The 14,722-nt window shown below is 63.9% G+C and carries 18 protein-coding genes and 2 tRNA genes; 14 read left to right on the forward strand and 6 right to left on the reverse strand.

Annotated elements, in window-relative coordinates; genetic code table 11:
• Positions 1 to 40: 40 nt before the first annotated feature.
• Positions 41 to 589: an HIT family protein gene (locus MXB53_RS01730; RefSeq protein ID WP_248895488.1), complete on the reverse strand. Its 549-nt coding sequence runs from the start codon at positions 587 to 589 to the stop codon at positions 41 to 43.
• A 178-nt stretch (positions 590 to 767) separates the two neighbouring features.
• Here MXB53_RS01730 and MXB53_RS16010 point away from each other — a divergent pair, with 178 nt between their 5' ends.
• On the forward strand, positions 768 to 968 hold the full coding sequence (locus tag MXB53_RS16010) for a DUF7835 family putative zinc beta-ribbon protein (RefSeq protein WP_486606373.1): 201 nt from the start codon (positions 768 to 770) through the stop codon (positions 966 to 968).
• Positions 969 to 998: 30 nt separating this feature from the next.
• Here the strand turns inward: MXB53_RS16010 and map are convergent, their stop codons facing one another.
• Positions 999 to 1,889 (reverse strand): type II methionyl aminopeptidase, encoded by an 891-nt coding sequence (gene map / locus MXB53_RS01735; protein ID WP_248895489.1) that lies wholly within the window; start codon positions 1,887 to 1,889, stop codon positions 999 to 1,001.
• 123 nt (positions 1,890 to 2,012) lie between these two features.
• Between map and icd the strand changes: the two genes are divergently transcribed.
• From icd to MXB53_RS01785, 10 genes are all read left to right on the forward strand, one after another.
• Positions 2,013 to 3,272, forward strand: coding sequence for an isocitrate dehydrogenase (NADP(+)) (gene icd / locus MXB53_RS01740; RefSeq protein ID WP_248895490.1), 1,260 nt, complete (start codon positions 2,013 to 2,015; stop codon positions 3,270 to 3,272).
• Between the two features lie 66 nt (positions 3,273 to 3,338).
• Positions 3,339 to 3,989, forward strand: coding sequence for an adenylate kinase (locus MXB53_RS01745; RefSeq protein WP_248895491.1), 651 nt, complete (start codon positions 3,339 to 3,341; stop codon positions 3,987 to 3,989).
• A gap of 110 nt (positions 3,990 to 4,099) precedes the next feature.
• Positions 4,100 to 5,005: a DUF106 domain-containing protein gene (locus MXB53_RS01750; protein WP_248895492.1), complete on the forward strand. Its 906-nt coding sequence runs from the start codon at positions 4,100 to 4,102 to the stop codon at positions 5,003 to 5,005.
• Between the two features lie 52 nt (positions 5,006 to 5,057).
• On the forward strand, positions 5,058 to 5,636 hold the full coding sequence (gene cmk, locus MXB53_RS01755; protein WP_248895493.1) for a (d)CMP kinase: 579 nt from the start codon (positions 5,058 to 5,060) through the stop codon (positions 5,634 to 5,636).
• The gene (locus MXB53_RS01760) at positions 5,633 to 6,514 is read left to right on the forward strand and encodes an RNA-guided pseudouridylation complex pseudouridine synthase subunit Cbf5 (protein WP_248895494.1); all 882 of its coding nucleotides are present in this window, start codon (positions 5,633 to 5,635) and stop codon (positions 6,512 to 6,514) included. Before cmk ends, MXB53_RS01760 begins: the two co-directional genes overlap by 4 nt.
• A 91-nt stretch (positions 6,515 to 6,605) precedes the next feature.
• Positions 6,606 to 6,676 (forward strand) — tRNA-Pro (locus MXB53_RS01765).
• A gap of 262 nt (positions 6,677 to 6,938) precedes the next feature.
• Positions 6,939 to 7,253 (forward strand): hypothetical protein, encoded by a 315-nt coding sequence (locus tag MXB53_RS01770; RefSeq protein ID WP_248895495.1) that lies wholly within the window; start codon positions 6,939 to 6,941, stop codon positions 7,251 to 7,253.
• A 122-nt stretch (positions 7,254 to 7,375) separates the two neighbouring features.
• The gene (locus tag MXB53_RS01775) at positions 7,376 to 7,570 is read left to right on the forward strand and encodes a hypothetical protein (protein WP_248895496.1); all 195 of its coding nucleotides are present in this window, start codon (positions 7,376 to 7,378) and stop codon (positions 7,568 to 7,570) included.
• 44 nt (positions 7,571 to 7,614) lie between these two features.
• The gene (locus tag MXB53_RS01780; RefSeq protein ID WP_248895497.1) at positions 7,615 to 8,442 is read left to right on the forward strand and encodes a DUF8098 family protein; all 828 of its coding nucleotides are present in this window, start codon (positions 7,615 to 7,617) and stop codon (positions 8,440 to 8,442) included.
• Between the two features lie 6 nt (positions 8,443 to 8,448).
• Positions 8,449 to 8,889: a type II toxin-antitoxin system VapC family toxin gene (locus MXB53_RS01785; protein WP_248895498.1), complete on the forward strand. Its 441-nt coding sequence runs from the start codon at positions 8,449 to 8,451 to the stop codon at positions 8,887 to 8,889.
• A 359-nt stretch (positions 8,890 to 9,248) separates the two neighbouring features.
• Here MXB53_RS01785 and MXB53_RS01790 read toward each other — a convergent pair whose 3' ends face one another.
• Positions 9,249 to 9,575, reverse strand: a complete 327-nt coding sequence (locus tag MXB53_RS01790) for a hypothetical protein (RefSeq protein WP_248895499.1) — start codon at positions 9,573 to 9,575, stop codon at positions 9,249 to 9,251.
• A gap of 94 nt (positions 9,576 to 9,669) precedes the next feature.
• Between MXB53_RS01790 and MXB53_RS01795 the strand changes: the two genes are divergently transcribed.
• On the forward strand, positions 9,670 to 10,515 hold the full coding sequence (locus MXB53_RS01795; protein WP_248895500.1) for a hypothetical protein: 846 nt from the start codon (positions 9,670 to 9,672) through the stop codon (positions 10,513 to 10,515).
• Between the two features lie 83 nt (positions 10,516 to 10,598).
• On the opposite strand, the gene MXB53_RS01800 is transcribed toward MXB53_RS01795, so the two are convergent.
• Positions 10,599 to 10,750: transfer RNA gene (locus MXB53_RS01800), tRNA-Met, on the reverse strand.
• A 168-nt stretch (positions 10,751 to 10,918) separates the two neighbouring features.
• Here MXB53_RS01800 and MXB53_RS01805 point away from each other — a divergent pair.
• The gene (locus MXB53_RS01805) at positions 10,919 to 11,899 is read left to right on the forward strand and encodes a DUF7115 domain-containing protein (RefSeq protein ID WP_248895501.1); all 981 of its coding nucleotides are present in this window, start codon (positions 10,919 to 10,921) and stop codon (positions 11,897 to 11,899) included.
• An 84-nt stretch (positions 11,900 to 11,983) separates the two neighbouring features.
• Here MXB53_RS01805 and MXB53_RS01810 read toward each other — a convergent pair whose 3' ends face one another.
• On the reverse strand, positions 11,984 to 12,382 hold the full coding sequence (locus MXB53_RS01810) for a DUF5830 family protein (protein WP_248895502.1): 399 nt from the start codon (positions 12,380 to 12,382) through the stop codon (positions 11,984 to 11,986).
• An 87-nt stretch (positions 12,383 to 12,469) separates the two neighbouring features.
• Here MXB53_RS01810 and MXB53_RS01815 point away from each other — a divergent pair, with 87 nt between their 5' ends.
• Positions 12,470 to 13,111 (forward strand): TVP38/TMEM64 family protein, encoded by a 642-nt coding sequence (locus MXB53_RS01815; protein ID WP_248895503.1) that lies wholly within the window; start codon positions 12,470 to 12,472, stop codon positions 13,109 to 13,111.
• Here MXB53_RS01815 and gpmI read toward each other — a convergent pair.
• On the reverse strand, positions 13,097 to 14,617 hold the full coding sequence (gene gpmI / locus MXB53_RS01820) for a 2,3-bisphosphoglycerate-independent phosphoglycerate mutase (RefSeq protein ID WP_248895504.1): 1,521 nt from the start codon (positions 14,615 to 14,617) through the stop codon (positions 13,097 to 13,099). The genes MXB53_RS01815 and gpmI overlap by 15 nt on opposite strands.
• Positions 14,618 to 14,722 lie beyond the last annotated feature (105 nt).

The raw sequence follows: 14,722 nt of genomic DNA on the forward strand, positions 1-14,722 counted from the left end.
CGCCTACAAGCCTTCTTTTGAGTCGGTCTAATCCAGACCGTCAGTGGTCCTCGAACGAGAGCGAGACCGCCTGATCGTCACCGGTCACCGTCGCCCCGGGTTGGGACGCGAAGGCGTCGCGGAGGTGATCGTAGGTGTCGTCGACGGCCTCGACGATGACTTTCGTGTCCGAGATGACGGGCATGAAGTTGGTGTCGCCCGACCAGCGTGGCACGACGTGCGTGTGGAGGTGGTCGTCGATGGATCCGCCGGCGGCGGAGCCGCCGAGGTTGAGACCGGCGTTGATGCCGTCGGGGTCGAACGCCGTCGCCATCGCGTCGAAGGTTCGCTGTTTGAGCCGGGCGTGATCCAGTAGTTCCGCGTCGTCGAGCGCGCCGTAGTTCCCGTCGTGACGGTCGGGAATAACCATCGCGTGCCCCGGGTTGTAGGGGTAGTTGTTCAGGATGACGAAGGCGTGATCGCTCCGGGCGACGATCCGACTGTCCCGGTCGTCGTCGCGCTCGGGGAGGACACAGAACGGACAGCCGTCGACGCCGCCGTCGTCGCGCTCCACCCACTCGATGCGCCACGGGGCGAACAGTTGATCCATGTCGTGTCGAGGGAGAGCCAGCGGCTTATACTGTCGGCTCTCCGCGGGCGGATCGTCAGCCGGGCGTCAGACAACTGGCGTTATCAGTATTGAAAACAGTCAGACACCGGATTAACCGGGTTTAATCCGGGTTAATCGACGGCGGGGCTTATGCAAACGGCCCCGGTACGGAACGGCGATGAAGGCGAAGCGACCGAACCCGGACACCGACCGAGAACCGTGTCCCAACTGCGGCCGGGAAACCAGACACTCGGTCCGCGTGGAGATCCGAACCGAGAACCCCGCCTCGGCGAACGCCGCGTTCTCACGAGAACCCTATCGAGTCGCCGTGTGTACTGTCTGCGATGCGGAGTCGATCCAGCGGATGAACGACGCCTGAGAGGAGGTATCGTGACATCCGAGAACTCCGTCAAGCGGTCGTGACCTCACACCCGTCTTCGGTGACGATCAGGGTGTGTTCGGCCTGACTGACGAGGCGCCCCTCCTCTTCTTTCAACACGGGATACCCGTGGATGACATCCTGCTGTTTGAGCCGTCGGAGCGCCATCTCCGCGCGGTCGCCCTCGATCCACCGCGCCGCGAAGGGGAGCGTGCGGTACTCCTCGGTGATCTGTTCCAGCACGTTCCGGGCCTGCCGGTTGCGAACCGAGCGCTCGTGCTCCAGGCCGTAAATCTCCTCATCGCTCCCCTCGCTCACCTTCCCCCGGCCGTCGGTGGCGAAGGGTTCGATGGCCACGACATCGCCGACTTCGAGTTCGGCGGCGCGGTCGACGCCGCGGTTCGGGACCGTTGGCCCCGTGTGAGCGTCCCACTGTTCGACACCGTGCCCGGAGAGGTTGAGGACGGGCGTGTAGCCGTAGCCCCGGATGACATCCTCGATCTCCGCGCCGATGTGTCCGGTGTCGACGCCGGGCGCGACGGCATCGATGGCCACGTCGAGAGCCTCCTCGGCGGCCTCGACCAGTTCCGGGTTCTCCGAGAGGTCGACCGTCGTCGCCGCGTCGGCGATATAGCCGTCGACGTGGACGCCGACATCGAGACAGACCATCTCCTCGCCGAACTCGGTGTCGTCGTCGCGGCCGGGTGTAGAGTGACTGGCTTCCTCGTCGACGCTGATATTGACGGGGAAAGCGGGGCCGTCAGCGAGTTCGTCGATACGCGCCTCGGCGTGTTCCGCGACCTCCAGGTGGGTCACGCCCGGTTCGATCATCTCGGCTGCCTCGTCGAGGACGGTCTGCAACGCCTCGCCAGCCTGGCGATACTTCTCGACCGTCTCCTCGTCGAGGGGTCCAACGCTCATGGGCGCTCTTGGCGTGAGTCGGGGAAAGAGGTTGCGGCACGGCGGCACCGGCGGGTCGGATCGATACCGTCGGAACCGGGAGAACGGCAGTTCTTTTACGCTGGTGGCTGAATCGCCGACGATATGAGCTACGAGCAAGTCGAGGTCCCCGCGGACGGCGAGCGCATCACCGCCGACGCGGAGACCGGCGAACTCGACGTACCGTCGAATCCCATCATTCCGATCATCCACGGCGACGGCATCGGGACGGACGTCGGCCCGGCCGCCCAGAAAGTGCTCGACGCCGCCGCCGAAGCGACGGGGCGTTCGATCAGTTGGATGCGGCTCTACGCCGGCGAATCCGCCCGCGAGCGCTATGACGAGAACCTGCCCGACGACACCGTCGAGGCCATCCGCGAGTTCCGCGTCGCCATCAAGGGACCGCTCACGACGCCCGTCGGCTCCGGCTTCCGCTCGCTGAACGTCGCGCTGCGGAAGAAACTCGACCTCTACGCCAACGTCCGGCCGACCTACCACCTCGACGGCGTCCCCTCACCCGTCACGTCGCCGGAGAAGATGGATATGGTCAACTTCCGGGAGAACACCGAGGACGTGTACGCCGGCATCGAGTGGGAGGCCGGCACCGACGAAGTCGAGAAGGTCCGCGAGTTCATCGAGGAGGAGATGGGCTTCGACGAGACGATTCACGACGGCCCCGTCGGCATCGGTATCAAGCCCATCTCGGAGTTCGGCACCAAGCGTCTGGTTCGGCGCGCCATCGACTACGCCATCGAGGACGGCCGCGACTCGGTGACGCTCGTCCACAAGGGCAACATCATGAAGTTCACCGAGGCGGCCTTCCGTGACTGGGGCTACGAAGTCGCGACGGAGGAGTACGGGGACGAGGTCATCACCGAGGACGAACTCTGGGAGGAGTACGACGGCGACGCGCCGGACGGCGTGGTGGTCATCAAGGACCGTATCGCCGACAACATGCTCCAGCAGCTTCTGACCCGCACCGAGCAGTACGACGTGCTGGCGATGCCCAACCTGAACGGCGACTACCTCTCGGACGCCGCGGGCGCACAGATCGGCGGTCTGGGTATCGCGCCGGGCGCCAACCTCGGCGACGGCCGCGTTCTCGCGGAACCCGTCCACGGGTCCGCACCGAAGTACGCCGGCGAGGACAAGGTCAACCCCACCGCGATGATCCTCTCCGGCCGCATCATGCTCGAACAGCTCGGCTGGGACGACGCGGCCGACCTCGTCCGCGACGCCGTCGAGGAGACCATCTCCGCGGGCACGGTCACCTACGACCTCCACCGGCAGATCGAAGGCGGCACCAAACTCGCCACGAGCGAGTACGCCGACGCCGTGGTCGAGACCATCCACGACCTGTCGTAGGTTCCGGTTCCGACAGTATCGCGCGGATTCTTCACTGATTTATACCCGGAGGCGGGAGATGGTGACATGAGCCAGCCACACGTGTTGTTGCTCGGTGCACCGGGAGCGGGCAAAGGAACCCAGAGCGAGCGGCTCGCCGAGGCGTTCGACATCGAACACGTCACCACCGGCGACGCGCTCCGCGCGAACAAGGACATGGACCTGAGCCACATGGACACGGAGTACGACACGCCGCGGGCGTACATGGAAGCGGGCGAACTCGTCCCCGACGAAGTCGTCAACGAGATCGTGAAGACGGCGCTGGAGGAGGCCGACGGCTACGTCCTCGACGGCTACCCGCGCAACCTCGACCAGGCGGAGTATCTGTCCGACATCACCGACCTCGACGCCGTCATCTTCCTCGACGTGAGCGAGGACGAACTCGTCGACCGCCTCACCGGGCGGCGGGTGTGTGACGACTGTGGCGCCAACTACCACGTCGAGTTCAACCCGCCGGAGACGGAGGGCGTCTGCGACAAATGCGGCGGCGACCTGATCCAGCGCGACGACGACACCGAGGACACCGTCCGCGAGCGACTCCGCGTGTACGAGGAGAACACCGAGCCAGTCGTCGAGCATTACCGCGACGAGGGCGTCCTCGTCGAAATCGACGGCGAGGACACGCCGGACGACGTGTTCGACGCCGTCAAGTCGGCCGTCGAAGATGCGGCGAACTGATTCTGCGGGCCGTCGAGAACGACGGACGGGCCACACGACCGCCGGCCACCCTCCGCGGCCGACACACCGAGAGTAAAAGGTTCATAACCGCAGGGGGTTACTGAACGGGCATGGCACGGATCGAGCAGAAGGTGCAGGACCTCGTCTCCGAAGACGCGGAGATGGAGGCCGTCATTCGGACGGTCCTCGACCGCGCGGACGACGGCGAGGTCAAGTGGGTCGACGTCCGCGACGACCTCTCCAGCGGACAGTGGGGCCGCCTCATCGAGAGCGGGGTGTTGGTCGACGGCGAGGCCGGCTTTCAGCTGGCCGACCCCGAGGCGACCCGCGACGCCCTCAGCAACGGCACGTCGACGGGGACGACGACCACCACGTCGACCGACGGGGACGAGGAGTCCTCGTGGTCGAAATGGGACAAGGGCGCGGCCGTCGTCAGCGTCGCGCTCTTCGCCGGGTACTCGTGGCAACCGATGCGGGACGTCATCGGCACGTTCATGGACGTGTTCCTCGGTCCGTTGAACGCCGCACTGCCGTTCTACGCCGTCGTCATGGTCCTCGCCGTGGTGACGGGGCTGTACTCGACGATCCTGCAGGCGAACCTGATGGACACCGAGATGATGGGCGAGTATCAGGAGAAGATGCAGGAGATCCAGGAGAAACGGAAGAAAGCGAAAGAGGAGGGCGACGACGAGGCTCTCGACCGCATTCAGGACGAGCAGATGGAGGCCATGGGCGACCAGATGGGCATGTTCAAAGAGCAGTTCCGCCCGATGGTCTGGATCATGTTCCTCACCATCCCCGTCTTCCTGTGGATGTACTGGAAGGTCGGCATCGGCGACCCGAGCAGCGGCGAGTTCGGGCGGATGGTGCTCCCCTTCCGCGGGAGCGTCGCGTGGAAGGATCCGGTGCTCGGGCCGGTGCAAGTGTGGATCGTCTGGTATTTCCTCTGCTCGATGGGGTTCACCCAGATCATCCGCAAGGGGCTGAACATCGACATCAGTCCCACCGGGAACTGACGGCGCGTCCGAAGTGGACACGCTCTTTTAGGCGGCCCCTCTCACTAGCGGTATGCTACTCACCGTCTCCGGACCGGCGGGCAGTGGAAAGAGCACCACTGCCGCCAGTCTTGCGGAAACTCTCGATCTAGATCACGTCAGCGGTGGCGACATCTTCCGCAATCTCGCGGCCGAGCGGGGGTATTCGCCGGTCGAATTCAACGAACTCGCCGAGGAGGACGAACAGATCGACCGCGACCTCGACCGGCGCCTGTACGAAATCGCGCGGGATCGCGACGGGGTCGTCCTCGAATCGCGTCTCGCGGGGTGGCTCGCGGGCGACCACGCCGACTTCCGCTTCTGGCTCGACGCGCCGATCGACGTCCGGGCCGCCCGCATCGCCGACCGCGAGGACAAATCCACAGCCCAGGCCCGCGAGGAGACGCTCCGCCGAGAGCGAAGCGAGCGGAAACGCTACGCCGAGTACTACAGCATCCCCATCGACGACCTCGCGATCTACGACCTCGTGATGAACACGGCCAGGTGGACCGCCGCGGACGTCGAAACCATCCTCACGCTGGCGATCGAACGCTACGACGCCGGCACCGACGAGGGGCGCTACCCCGTCGACAGCATCGACTTCGAACCGTGACCCTCCGCGACCCGCCCGGAACGCGCGACCTCGACGGCCTGCTTCGGTTCGGCGTGCTCAACCTCGACAAACCGCCGGGACCCTCGGCCCACCAGGTCGCGGGCTGGATCCGCGACATGGCCGACCTCGACCGCGCCGCCCACGCCGGCACGCTCGACCCGAAGGTGACGGGCTGTCTCCCCGTCATGCTGGGCGACGCGACCCGCCTCGCGCCCGTCTTCCTCGAAGGACGGAAGGAGTACGTCGCCGTCCTCGAACTGCACGGCCGGGCGCCCGCCAACCTCGACGACGTGGTTGCGGAGTTCGAGGGCGAAATCTACCAGAAACCGCCGCGGAAAAGCGCCGTCGCCCGCCGTCTCCGCACCCGGACGATCCACGGGTTGGACGTCCTCGAACAGCGCGACCGACAGGTGTTGCTCCGCATCGAGTGTGCGAGCGGGACGTACGTCCGGAAGCTGTGTCACGACCTGGGTCTCGCGCTCGGGACCGGCGCCCACATGGGCGACCTCCGTCGGACGGCGACCGATCCCTTCGACGACCGCGACCTCGTGACCATGCAGGACTTCGCCGACGCCCTCGCGTTCGCGGCGGAGAGAGACGAGAAGCCGATTCGGGCGGTCGTCGACCCCGCCGAACGGATCCTCGACGGCATCCCGTCGGTCACGATCGCGCCGAGCGCCGCCGAGCAGGTGGCGACGGGCGCGCCCGTCTACGCGCCCGGCGTGATCGACAGCAAGGCTAGCCCCGTCGAGAACGGGGAAGCCCCGCTCGTCGCCTGCCACACGCCCGACGGATCGGCCGTCTGTCTGGGGCGTCTCGTCGGCGATCCGGAGGCCGACTCGGGTCTCGTCGTCGACCTCGAACGGGTGCTGGTCTGATACGGATTATTGTAACTGTACGGACTTACAGCCGTCAGTACGAAGACGGAAACGACACGCTTAACCCGAGAACTCTCCTTCCTGAAATCGTGGGACCGTGGGGTAGTGGTATCCTCTGCGCATGGGGTGCGTTGGACCCGTGTTCGAATCACGGCGGTCCCACTTTGCTTTCGAGGTGATCGATGTCTCTACTGTTGAGTGGGTAGCTTGGCGGTTTACTCCGCGAAATGGCCCACGATAATATCAAACGGTAGGTCACGGTGACCGAGGAAGACCTACGTCCGGTGAGCGACACCGGCCTGCGGCACTGCGACCCAGCCGGCGCGAGCGTCCACGATTACTACGCTCCCGGGGCAGAAGCACGTCCGACCAGCGTGGCGCGTGTCGACGCCGAGCTCGACCCGGAGGACTAAGCACCGACGACGTGATTGGAAACATCGGTTCGTACGTCGCTGAATACATCGGTGTATACGGTGAGGATCTATTCGACCGGAGTGTCGAGGAACTCGCGGCTGATCCCGGCCGTTCGGTGTCTGAGGCGTGCCCCGAACAGGACGGTTGGGAACTTGACGGCATCGGCATCGTTGATCGAGACGGCGAACCACGCCACGAGGTTGAGAATACAGGTGTTGAATATATTCAAATCGACGGCGCTGAACATCCCGATCCGCCGAAGAAGTTACCACCAGATCGTCCAACACCAAATTCAACTGAATCCACGTTGCGAGCGGACGAATAAACGGTAGACATCACCGATGGTGTTAGAACGGAGTAGAGAAGTGAAAACGGCGTATGGGACTATGACCGAACTAGGATTTCTGGTGGAAAGAATTAATCCATTTCCGGAAAGATTGGATACTAATGAGTAACCCCTATCGCGAGGACATCTTGGTCGTGAAGATCAGGGAGGGGTTGTATGAGGCGCTCTTAGAGTCATCAAGCGTTGATATGGAGAATATCGATTCGATCACCTTTCAGAAGCTTCTCCTGAAATCGATTGATCACTTCAATCTTCGTGACGAAATCACTATTCAGTGGTATCTTGACGGGAAATAGTAGGGAATACACTAGCTAGAAGGGGAGAATTCGGGAAAAAGGACTTGTTAGATCAGGCTAACGAGTATCACCTGTCTAATACGCCGGATGTTGAGGATATCGCTGATTTCTATCTTGCAATGGAAGCCCCCTCATTCAGCGAATTTGTCCGCAGATCGAGCATCCGGTATCTTCGGGAATACTACAGTGAGAGCGATCACATTCCGTACAGAGACCTATACCTGCACAATTTGGATATCCATGAAACCCTGACTGATGGTGCAGGTCAATTGAGCAACGGGGAACCCCCGGATGATTTTGAAGAAGATATTCGGAGAGATTGCCAACGTTTGAAATTAGATCTGCTAATGCATGAAGAATTCTCTCAGGTCATCCCTTACGAGAAGGTGTTTGAACAAGTCGCCACATCAATTTCGAATTGGGCAGTAGAGGATACTGAGACAGACACCGATACCAAAACGTCGCTAATCGTCCATTGTGACGGGTTTTATTACGAAGGACTGTGGCGGGCTATCGCTTGTATCATTAGTCGAAACAATGTGCGTGGTCCATACGAGGATCAAGTTCAAAAACGACGGCTTGGAGAGTTGTCTGCGCACAGGGAGGAGTTCATTGATCGCTACCGATCACTCAAAGAAGAGGCAGAAGAGGCTGGTTTGGAGTTAGCCCGCCCACCACAAAATCTTCCCAACCTCGCTGAAGAGGAAAAGAAAGACCATCAGTGGTTGGATGACAACCGCAGTAATCCGGACTACGAGACCCAAGATCTACCGATGAAGGAAGCAGCGGACAAGAGCATTAATGAGCTGGTATCAGACGATGATTCTGGCCAACCACTCGCAGAGATGATCGTAGAAGAGCGGAGACGATAGGTTCTAATGCCTGTCGTATATTTTGACACCTGCGCTCTTGCTAAACGCTACTACAGGGAACCGGGGCACAGGAAGGTGAAAGAGTTAGTTGGCAACCCCGCAAATACTATCGTTTTTAGCAATATCGGCGTTGTCGAAATGTCCTCTGTTATTCATAAAAAGATTCGTAATAACAATCTCACCAGCCAAAATGGCCGACTGCGGCTGGCACGGTTTGTTTTTGAAACTAAACGAGACTATCTGACACTACCCGCCGATAATGATTTTTTAAAGAAATCACTCGGGTATGTAAACAAGCATGGTCTAACGACACTTGATTCCATCCACTTTGCTACGGCAAAGAAAGTTGAAAGCGAATGTTCAAATTTTGTGTTCATTAGCGCAGATTCAGCCCTAGTCGATGCGGCAAAAGCCGAAAATATGAATTATGTTAATCCGGATCCGTGAGAGGGAACATCTGGAGCTAGCCGATTAAGTACCGCGGTAGGTACTCTGCATCGAGATCGCCTCGAAGGTGTGCTTGCCCCAACCTCGTAATATCGAACATCTCTGCGTGAACCGGTGACCATCTCCCTCTCAACGAGTGTCCAACACCGTCCCCGAATCCTCGATGGGTTCGCTGTAAATCGGGCGGTGTGACCCGTCACGGTCGGCGTCGCCATCCCTGCGCCAGCGAGGTATTCTAAGATTCGGTCGTCTAACTGCGTCATCCAGTTCCCCCACGTTCGCACGACGTACGCCCCCTCGGCCCCTCCTGACCGGTATCCTGCTCGTCGTCAACTTCAGTCATCGATTGAACGTCAAGCTCACTCCTCCACGAACACGAACGCCTCCTCCTCACCATCGGACACCCACACCTCCCCCACCTCCGTCTTCTCCACCGGCACCTCCCGCCGCCGGCCCATCGCGCCAACCTCTTTGGTCGGGAACTCCTCGTCCGGTTCGGCGATTTCGATGGCGGAGTGCGCGAACAGATACTGGGGCGTGATGCACATATCGCCGGAGATGTCGCCGCGGATGACGCCGTCGCCGGTGAACGTGATCGCCTGTCGATAGGGGCGCTTGCACGCCGGACACGTGCCGCCGTGGGGTTGCTCGTCGGGATCGCCGGTCATGATGCGCTCGTCGTCCATACTGCACGGTCTACGGGCAGAGGCGCATAGCGTTTGCGCACCGTCGCCGAGTGGGACCGAACGCCATTTACGTCGGTCGCGCAGAAAGAGAGGTATGCGACGCCGCGCGTTTCTCGGTTCGGTCGGGCTTGCCGCGCTCGCCGGCTGTTCGACCGGCAACGACACGACTGCGACGCCAACGAGTACGCCGACGAGCACGCCGCCCGGCGGCGGGTCCCCCGCGTTCGAACTCATCGGCGTCCAGTCCCCGGAGTCCCTCGCGTTGAACGTGCCGGGGCAGTTCCGGATCGGCGTCAAGAACACCGGGTCGGGGAAAGGGACGTTCACCACCCCACTCGAATCGAAATACGGTGAGGGAGAATGGAAGAAATCGGGAACAATCGAAATGCCGCTCTCACCGGGCGAGACCGGCGAATGGCGGAGTCCGAGTTTCACCGGACAGTATCTGACTCCGTTCCATTTCCGACTTCCCGAGTTCGACCGGACGTGGACCGTCGAGGTGACCCCGAAGGAACTCGATTTCGGCAAGCAGTACGCGTCACCGAACGGCTTCATTCTCAACGTTCTCGGCGGATCGTTCGAGTCAACGTATCCGACGAGCGGGAACGAGACGGCGACGAACGAGACGACGCCAACACCCACGTCACCCGGCGACGGCGAAACGTGGGCGGTCATGCAACTCGAGGTCCGCAACCGACTGCAGGAGGCCCAGACAACCCCGGACCCCAGTACGTTCGTTCTGACGGTCAACGGCGAGCAACGACCCCAGCATCAGGAGGTCTCGGACGACCCGTACGACGGGAGCGAACTAGCGGGGCGGACGATCCGGCGCGATGATCTGGTGTATGCAGTGCCGGAAGGAACCCAGGCACGCGACCTCACCCTCACGTGGGAGGCGTCACTCTCGGGCGGCGACGTGAAGGCAATCTGGTCCAAATAACGGGACAGCGGCAACACGGCTCTCATTTTGCAGACCGTAACGCGGCCGATAACGGCGTGACTGGGCGCATAGCAGTCAGAGAATGCCCGGGGTGGGCTCCGAACCCACGATCTCCGCATGTCCCAGGTACGAGGCTCGGCGGGCCCCGAGGGAGGCGGAGGCTTCCAAGGCGTATCCGCACCGAATCTCGAATACCCTATGAGTGCGGCGCTATGTCCAGCTAAGCCACCCGGGCGCAGTAAACCGTTGGCCGATGGTACTCTTGAACCTTCTCATATCGGTCCACCCCACGACGGCGCTGTCGACGGTTTCTGGGCCACGATGCTCGTCGTCCCGGGCCAGCGAGCGTCGCGATCGTCTCACAGCCGGCAGAATTATCATCCGCGGCGGGGACACTCCGCGCATGAGTTTGCCCGAGCTCGTCCGGACGACCCTCGACGACGAGTCCGTGGCCGCCCGCGTGGATCTGGGCGGCGAGGATCTGCTCCTCGTGACGCCGACGCGGACGCTCGTCTACCGGGCCGAGGGCCTCCTGTCGGACGAATCGATCGAGGAATACCCCCACGACGCCGAGTACGTCGGCGTCGAGGAGGGGCGGCGCAAGGCCACGATCACGCTCGACTACGGTCTCGACGGCGAACGCACGTTTACAGTGCCGACGGCCCGGCTCGACCAGGTGCTCCACCCCGTACTCGCCGGCGTGTTGAACGCCCGTGGGATCACCGACTCGGGCGAGACGATCAAGCGTACCTTCCGCTTCAGCGAGTTGACTATCGTCATCACGAGCGCGCGCCTCGTCCGCCACATCGGGTCGGCGGTCTGGGACGAGGAGTACGACGAGTACCACTACGACGACGTGACCGACCTCGACTTCGAGGAGGGAAGCGTCGCGACATCGGTCGTGCTCACCGTCGGCGATCGACAGGAACGGTTCAAGACGCCGAACGATCAGGCCCGGGCGCTCCGCGAGGCGCTCGTCGACGCGGTGTGTGCGTACCACGGCGTCGACGACGTGGACGCGCTTCGCGCGGCCACGACCACCACGGCCGAGGACGACGTGGAGGAAGAGGACGCCGACACCGCGGAGGACACCGTGTCGTTCGGCGACGGACCGGAACCGCTGGGGACGAGCGTCCCCGACGCGGACGAGAGCGATTCGTCGCCGGCGAACGCCGACGCCGAATCCGAGACGACCGACGAACCCGCGCCGGACCGCGACGGGTTCGGTACCTCGGGGTTCGAGTCGGCGGGCGTCGTTGACGACCCGGCGGTCGCGGAGGAACTCGCCGCGCTCCGGAAGGCCGTCGAGGAGCAGAACGAGCAGCTCGAACGCCAGCAGCAGACGATCCAGCAACTGATCGAAGAGCTTCGGCGTCGCGGGTGATACGGATTATTGTAACTGTTCACCGGTGGTTTGTCGGACCGTTTCGGTGAATCACCGGTACTGACGTACAATAAACCGTCTGAGCTAGGCGTCGTCCGTCCGTCCGAGCACTTTTCGCACACAGGAAGAGCCGAAGGGGCCGAGTTCGCCCGCCTCGAACCGAACGAAGTGGCCGATGGAGAGACTCGCCCCACAGCGTCGGCAGTCGAACTCGCCCTCGCGAGTCACCACCTGGCGCTCGAAGCTGACGAACCCGCCGCGCCGAACGCGGATGCGCCCGTTCTCGCGCTCGATGATGCCCCGTAGCTCCGCCTCGTCGAGGATGGTCCGCGTCAGCGTCGGATCAGTCGTCACCGTCTCGATGCGGTCGACGGCGGCCGACAGCGATAGCTCGTCGTGTTCGAGGTTCGCCAGCAGGTCGAGCGCGAGTTCGACGCGGGCGTCGTCTCGCGCTCGGTCGTCCGTCACGCCGTCGTCGGTCACAGCCGGCCGTTACACGTCGGCGCTCATGAACGTCCCGACACGGCGGGAAGCACAAACCGTTTGGTTCGTGACGGCGACCGGAGCGGTATGGAGCGTCGTCTGCGACCGCTCGTGGGGGTCTGTCTCGTCGGAGCGGTGGCCCTCCTCGGCTGGCTGGTCGCCCCCGACGAGGCGCTCCGCCGGTTGGCCTGGCTGGCCGCCGACCCGCTTCGACTGACGGCCGCCCTCGTCGCCGTGGCCGTCGTCCGCCCGCTGTTCGCGTGGCCGACGACGCTGCTCGCCGTCGTGGCGGGCTACGGCCTGGGCGTCGCCGGCTTCCCGCTCGCGCTCGCGCTGGTCGTGCTGACGAGCGTGCCGCCCTACTGGCTCGCGGGGCGAAGCGCGGGCGGCGGGCGGGTCGCCCTGGCCGGCGAGCGATTGGTGGCGGAGACGGGCGACCTGCGGAGCGTCGTCGGGAGTCGTCTCCTTCCGCTCCCCTCGGACGTAGTGTCGGCGGGAGCGGGCGTCGCCGGCGTCTCGCTCCCAGCGTTCGCGCTCGGCACCGCCATCGGCGAAATACCGTGGGTCGCCGCGGGCGTCGTTGCCGGCGCGTCGTTGGGGTCGTTAGAGACCGTCTCGCTCTCGGCCGCGATGCATCCCGGCGTCATCGTCGGCGCGGCCATCCTCGCGGCGCTGGCGTTCGTCGGCCCGTGTTACCGCCTCCTCGTGGGCGACCTACTCGAGGAGTGACTCGCCGGTCATCGACGCCGGTTGTTCGATCCCGAGAATCGCCAACACCGTCGGCGCGACGTCACAGAGCGATCCGCCGGTCCTGACGCGCCGGCCGCCGGACGGATCGTCGCCGGGCGCGAGATAGACGAAGGGGACGCGGTTGGCGGTGTGAGCGGTGTGCGGGTCGTCAGGGTCGCCCATCGACTCGGCGTTGCCGTGGTCCGCGGTGACGATAACGTCGCCGCCGGCGGCGTGGACCGCCTCGATGAGCCGTCCGAGTTGGGTGTCGACCACCTCGACCGCCTCGACCGCCGCATCGAAGTCGCCCGTATGCCCGACCATGTCGGGATTGGCGTAGTTCACCACCAGCACGTCGGGGTCGGATTCGGCGATGTGGTCGATGGCGGCGGCGGTGACTGCCGTGGCGCTCATTGCGGGGCGCTGATCGTAGGTGGGCACGTCGGGACTCTCGACGATGTGACGCCGTTCACCGTCGTACGCCACTTCGCGCCCGCCGTTGAGGAAGTAGGTGACGTGGGCGTACTTCTCGGACTCGGCGATCCGCAGTTGTGTCTTGCCCGCGCGGGCGAGCATCGCCCCGAGCGTGTCGTCGAGGTCCGCTGGCGGGAAGGCGACGGGGAAGTCGAACCGCTCGTCGTACGCGGTCATCGTGACGAGGTGGGTGGCCGGCGGATCGACCGCGGCGCCCCACTCGGGGTCGATGTCGGCGAGCATCCGGACGAGTTGCCGGGCGCGGTCCGCGCGGAAGTTGGCGAAGACGATGGCGTCGCCGTCCTCGATGGCGACATCCCCGGCGCCACTGACGACCGTGGGCTCGACGAACTCGTCGGTCTCGCCGCGATCGTAGGCGGCCTCGACGGCGTCGACGCCGGTCGGCGCGACGTGGTCGGCCTCGCGGTCGACGATGGCGTCGTAGGCACGTTTGGTCCGCTCCCAGTTCTCGTCGCGGTCCATCGCGTAGTAGCGACCGACGACGGTCGCCACGTCACCAGTGCCGTGTTCGGCGGCCGTGACATCCAGTTCGGCCAGCGAGTCCGCTCCGTCGGTCGGCGGCGTGTCGCGCCCATCGGTGAAGGCGTGGGTAACCGCCTCGACGTCGTTCCGAGCCGCGAGGTCGATGAGGGCGTCGAGGTGGCGCTGGTGGGAGTGAACCCCGCCGGTGCTGGCAAGGCCCATGATGTGCAGGCGGCCACCGGTCGATTCGACGTGATCGATAGCGCCCAAGAGTGCGTCGTTCTCGAAGAAAGAGCCGTCGTCGATAGAATCGTTGATGCGCGCGAGGGGTTGGGTGACGACGCGGCCGGCGCCGATGTTGAGGTGGCCGACCTCGCTGTTACCCATCTGTCCCTCCGGGAGCCCGACGCGCCGCCCCGAGACGGCGAGCGTCCCGGAGGCCCCGGTCGCCAGGATGCGGTCGAACGTGGGCGTGTCGGCGGCCGAGACGGCGTTACGGCCGGTGCCGTCGAGTCCCCACCCGTCGAGGATGACCAGCGCGGCTTCCATACCGGCGCGAAGTCGGGGCGCGTTAACTACCTGTTGGATCGGTGCGGTGATCGGCTCGCCGAAGAGGGCCAGGGCGGCGTCGGAGCCACAGCTACTTTCCCTCGC

It is taken from the genome of Haloplanus sp. XH21, from assembly GCF_023276355.1.
Classification (GTDB): domain Archaea; phylum Halobacteriota; class Halobacteria; order Halobacteriales; family Haloferacaceae; genus Haloplanus; species Haloplanus halobius.

Excerpts from the sequence above, each read along its gene's own strand:
- MXB53_RS16010 (WP_486606373.1), top strand. The coding sequence starts at position 768 with ATGAAGGCGAAGCGACCGAACCCGGACACCGACCGAGAACCGTGTCCC.
- MXB53_RS01785 (WP_248895498.1), top strand. The coding sequence starts at position 8,449 with ATGCCTGTCGTATATTTTGACACCTGCGCTCTTGCTAAACGCTACTAC.
- MXB53_RS01805 (WP_248895501.1), top strand. The coding sequence starts at position 10,919 with ATGAGTTTGCCCGAGCTCGTCCGGACGACCCTCGACGACGAGTCCGTG.
- icd (WP_248895490.1), top strand. The coding sequence starts at position 2,013 with ATGAGCTACGAGCAAGTCGAGGTCCCCGCGGACGGCGAGCGCATCACC.
- MXB53_RS01795 (WP_248895500.1), top strand. The coding sequence starts at position 9,670 with ATGCGACGCCGCGCGTTTCTCGGTTCGGTCGGGCTTGCCGCGCTCGCC.
- MXB53_RS01750 (WP_248895492.1), top strand. The coding sequence starts at position 4,100 with ATGGCACGGATCGAGCAGAAGGTGCAGGACCTCGTCTCCGAAGACGCG.
- map (WP_248895489.1), bottom strand. The coding sequence starts at position 1,889 with ATGAGCGTTGGACCCCTCGACGAGGAGACGGTCGAGAAGTATCGCCAG.
- MXB53_RS01745 (WP_248895491.1), top strand. The coding sequence starts at position 3,339 with ATGAGCCAGCCACACGTGTTGTTGCTCGGTGCACCGGGAGCGGGCAAA.
- MXB53_RS01775 (WP_248895496.1), top strand. The coding sequence starts at position 7,376 with ATGAGTAACCCCTATCGCGAGGACATCTTGGTCGTGAAGATCAGGGAG.
- MXB53_RS01790 (WP_248895499.1), bottom strand. The coding sequence starts at position 9,575 with ATGGACGACGAGCGCATCATGACCGGCGATCCCGACGAGCAACCCCAC.
- cmk (WP_248895493.1), top strand. The coding sequence starts at position 5,058 with ATGCTACTCACCGTCTCCGGACCGGCGGGCAGTGGAAAGAGCACCACT.
- MXB53_RS01730 (WP_248895488.1), bottom strand. The coding sequence starts at position 589 with ATGGATCAACTGTTCGCCCCGTGGCGCATCGAGTGGGTGGAGCGCGAC.
- MXB53_RS01815 (WP_248895503.1), top strand. The coding sequence starts at position 12,470 with ATGGAGCGTCGTCTGCGACCGCTCGTGGGGGTCTGTCTCGTCGGAGCG.
- gpmI (WP_248895504.1), bottom strand. The coding sequence starts at position 14,617 with ATGGAAGCCGCGCTGGTCATCCTCGACGGGTGGGGACTCGACGGCACC.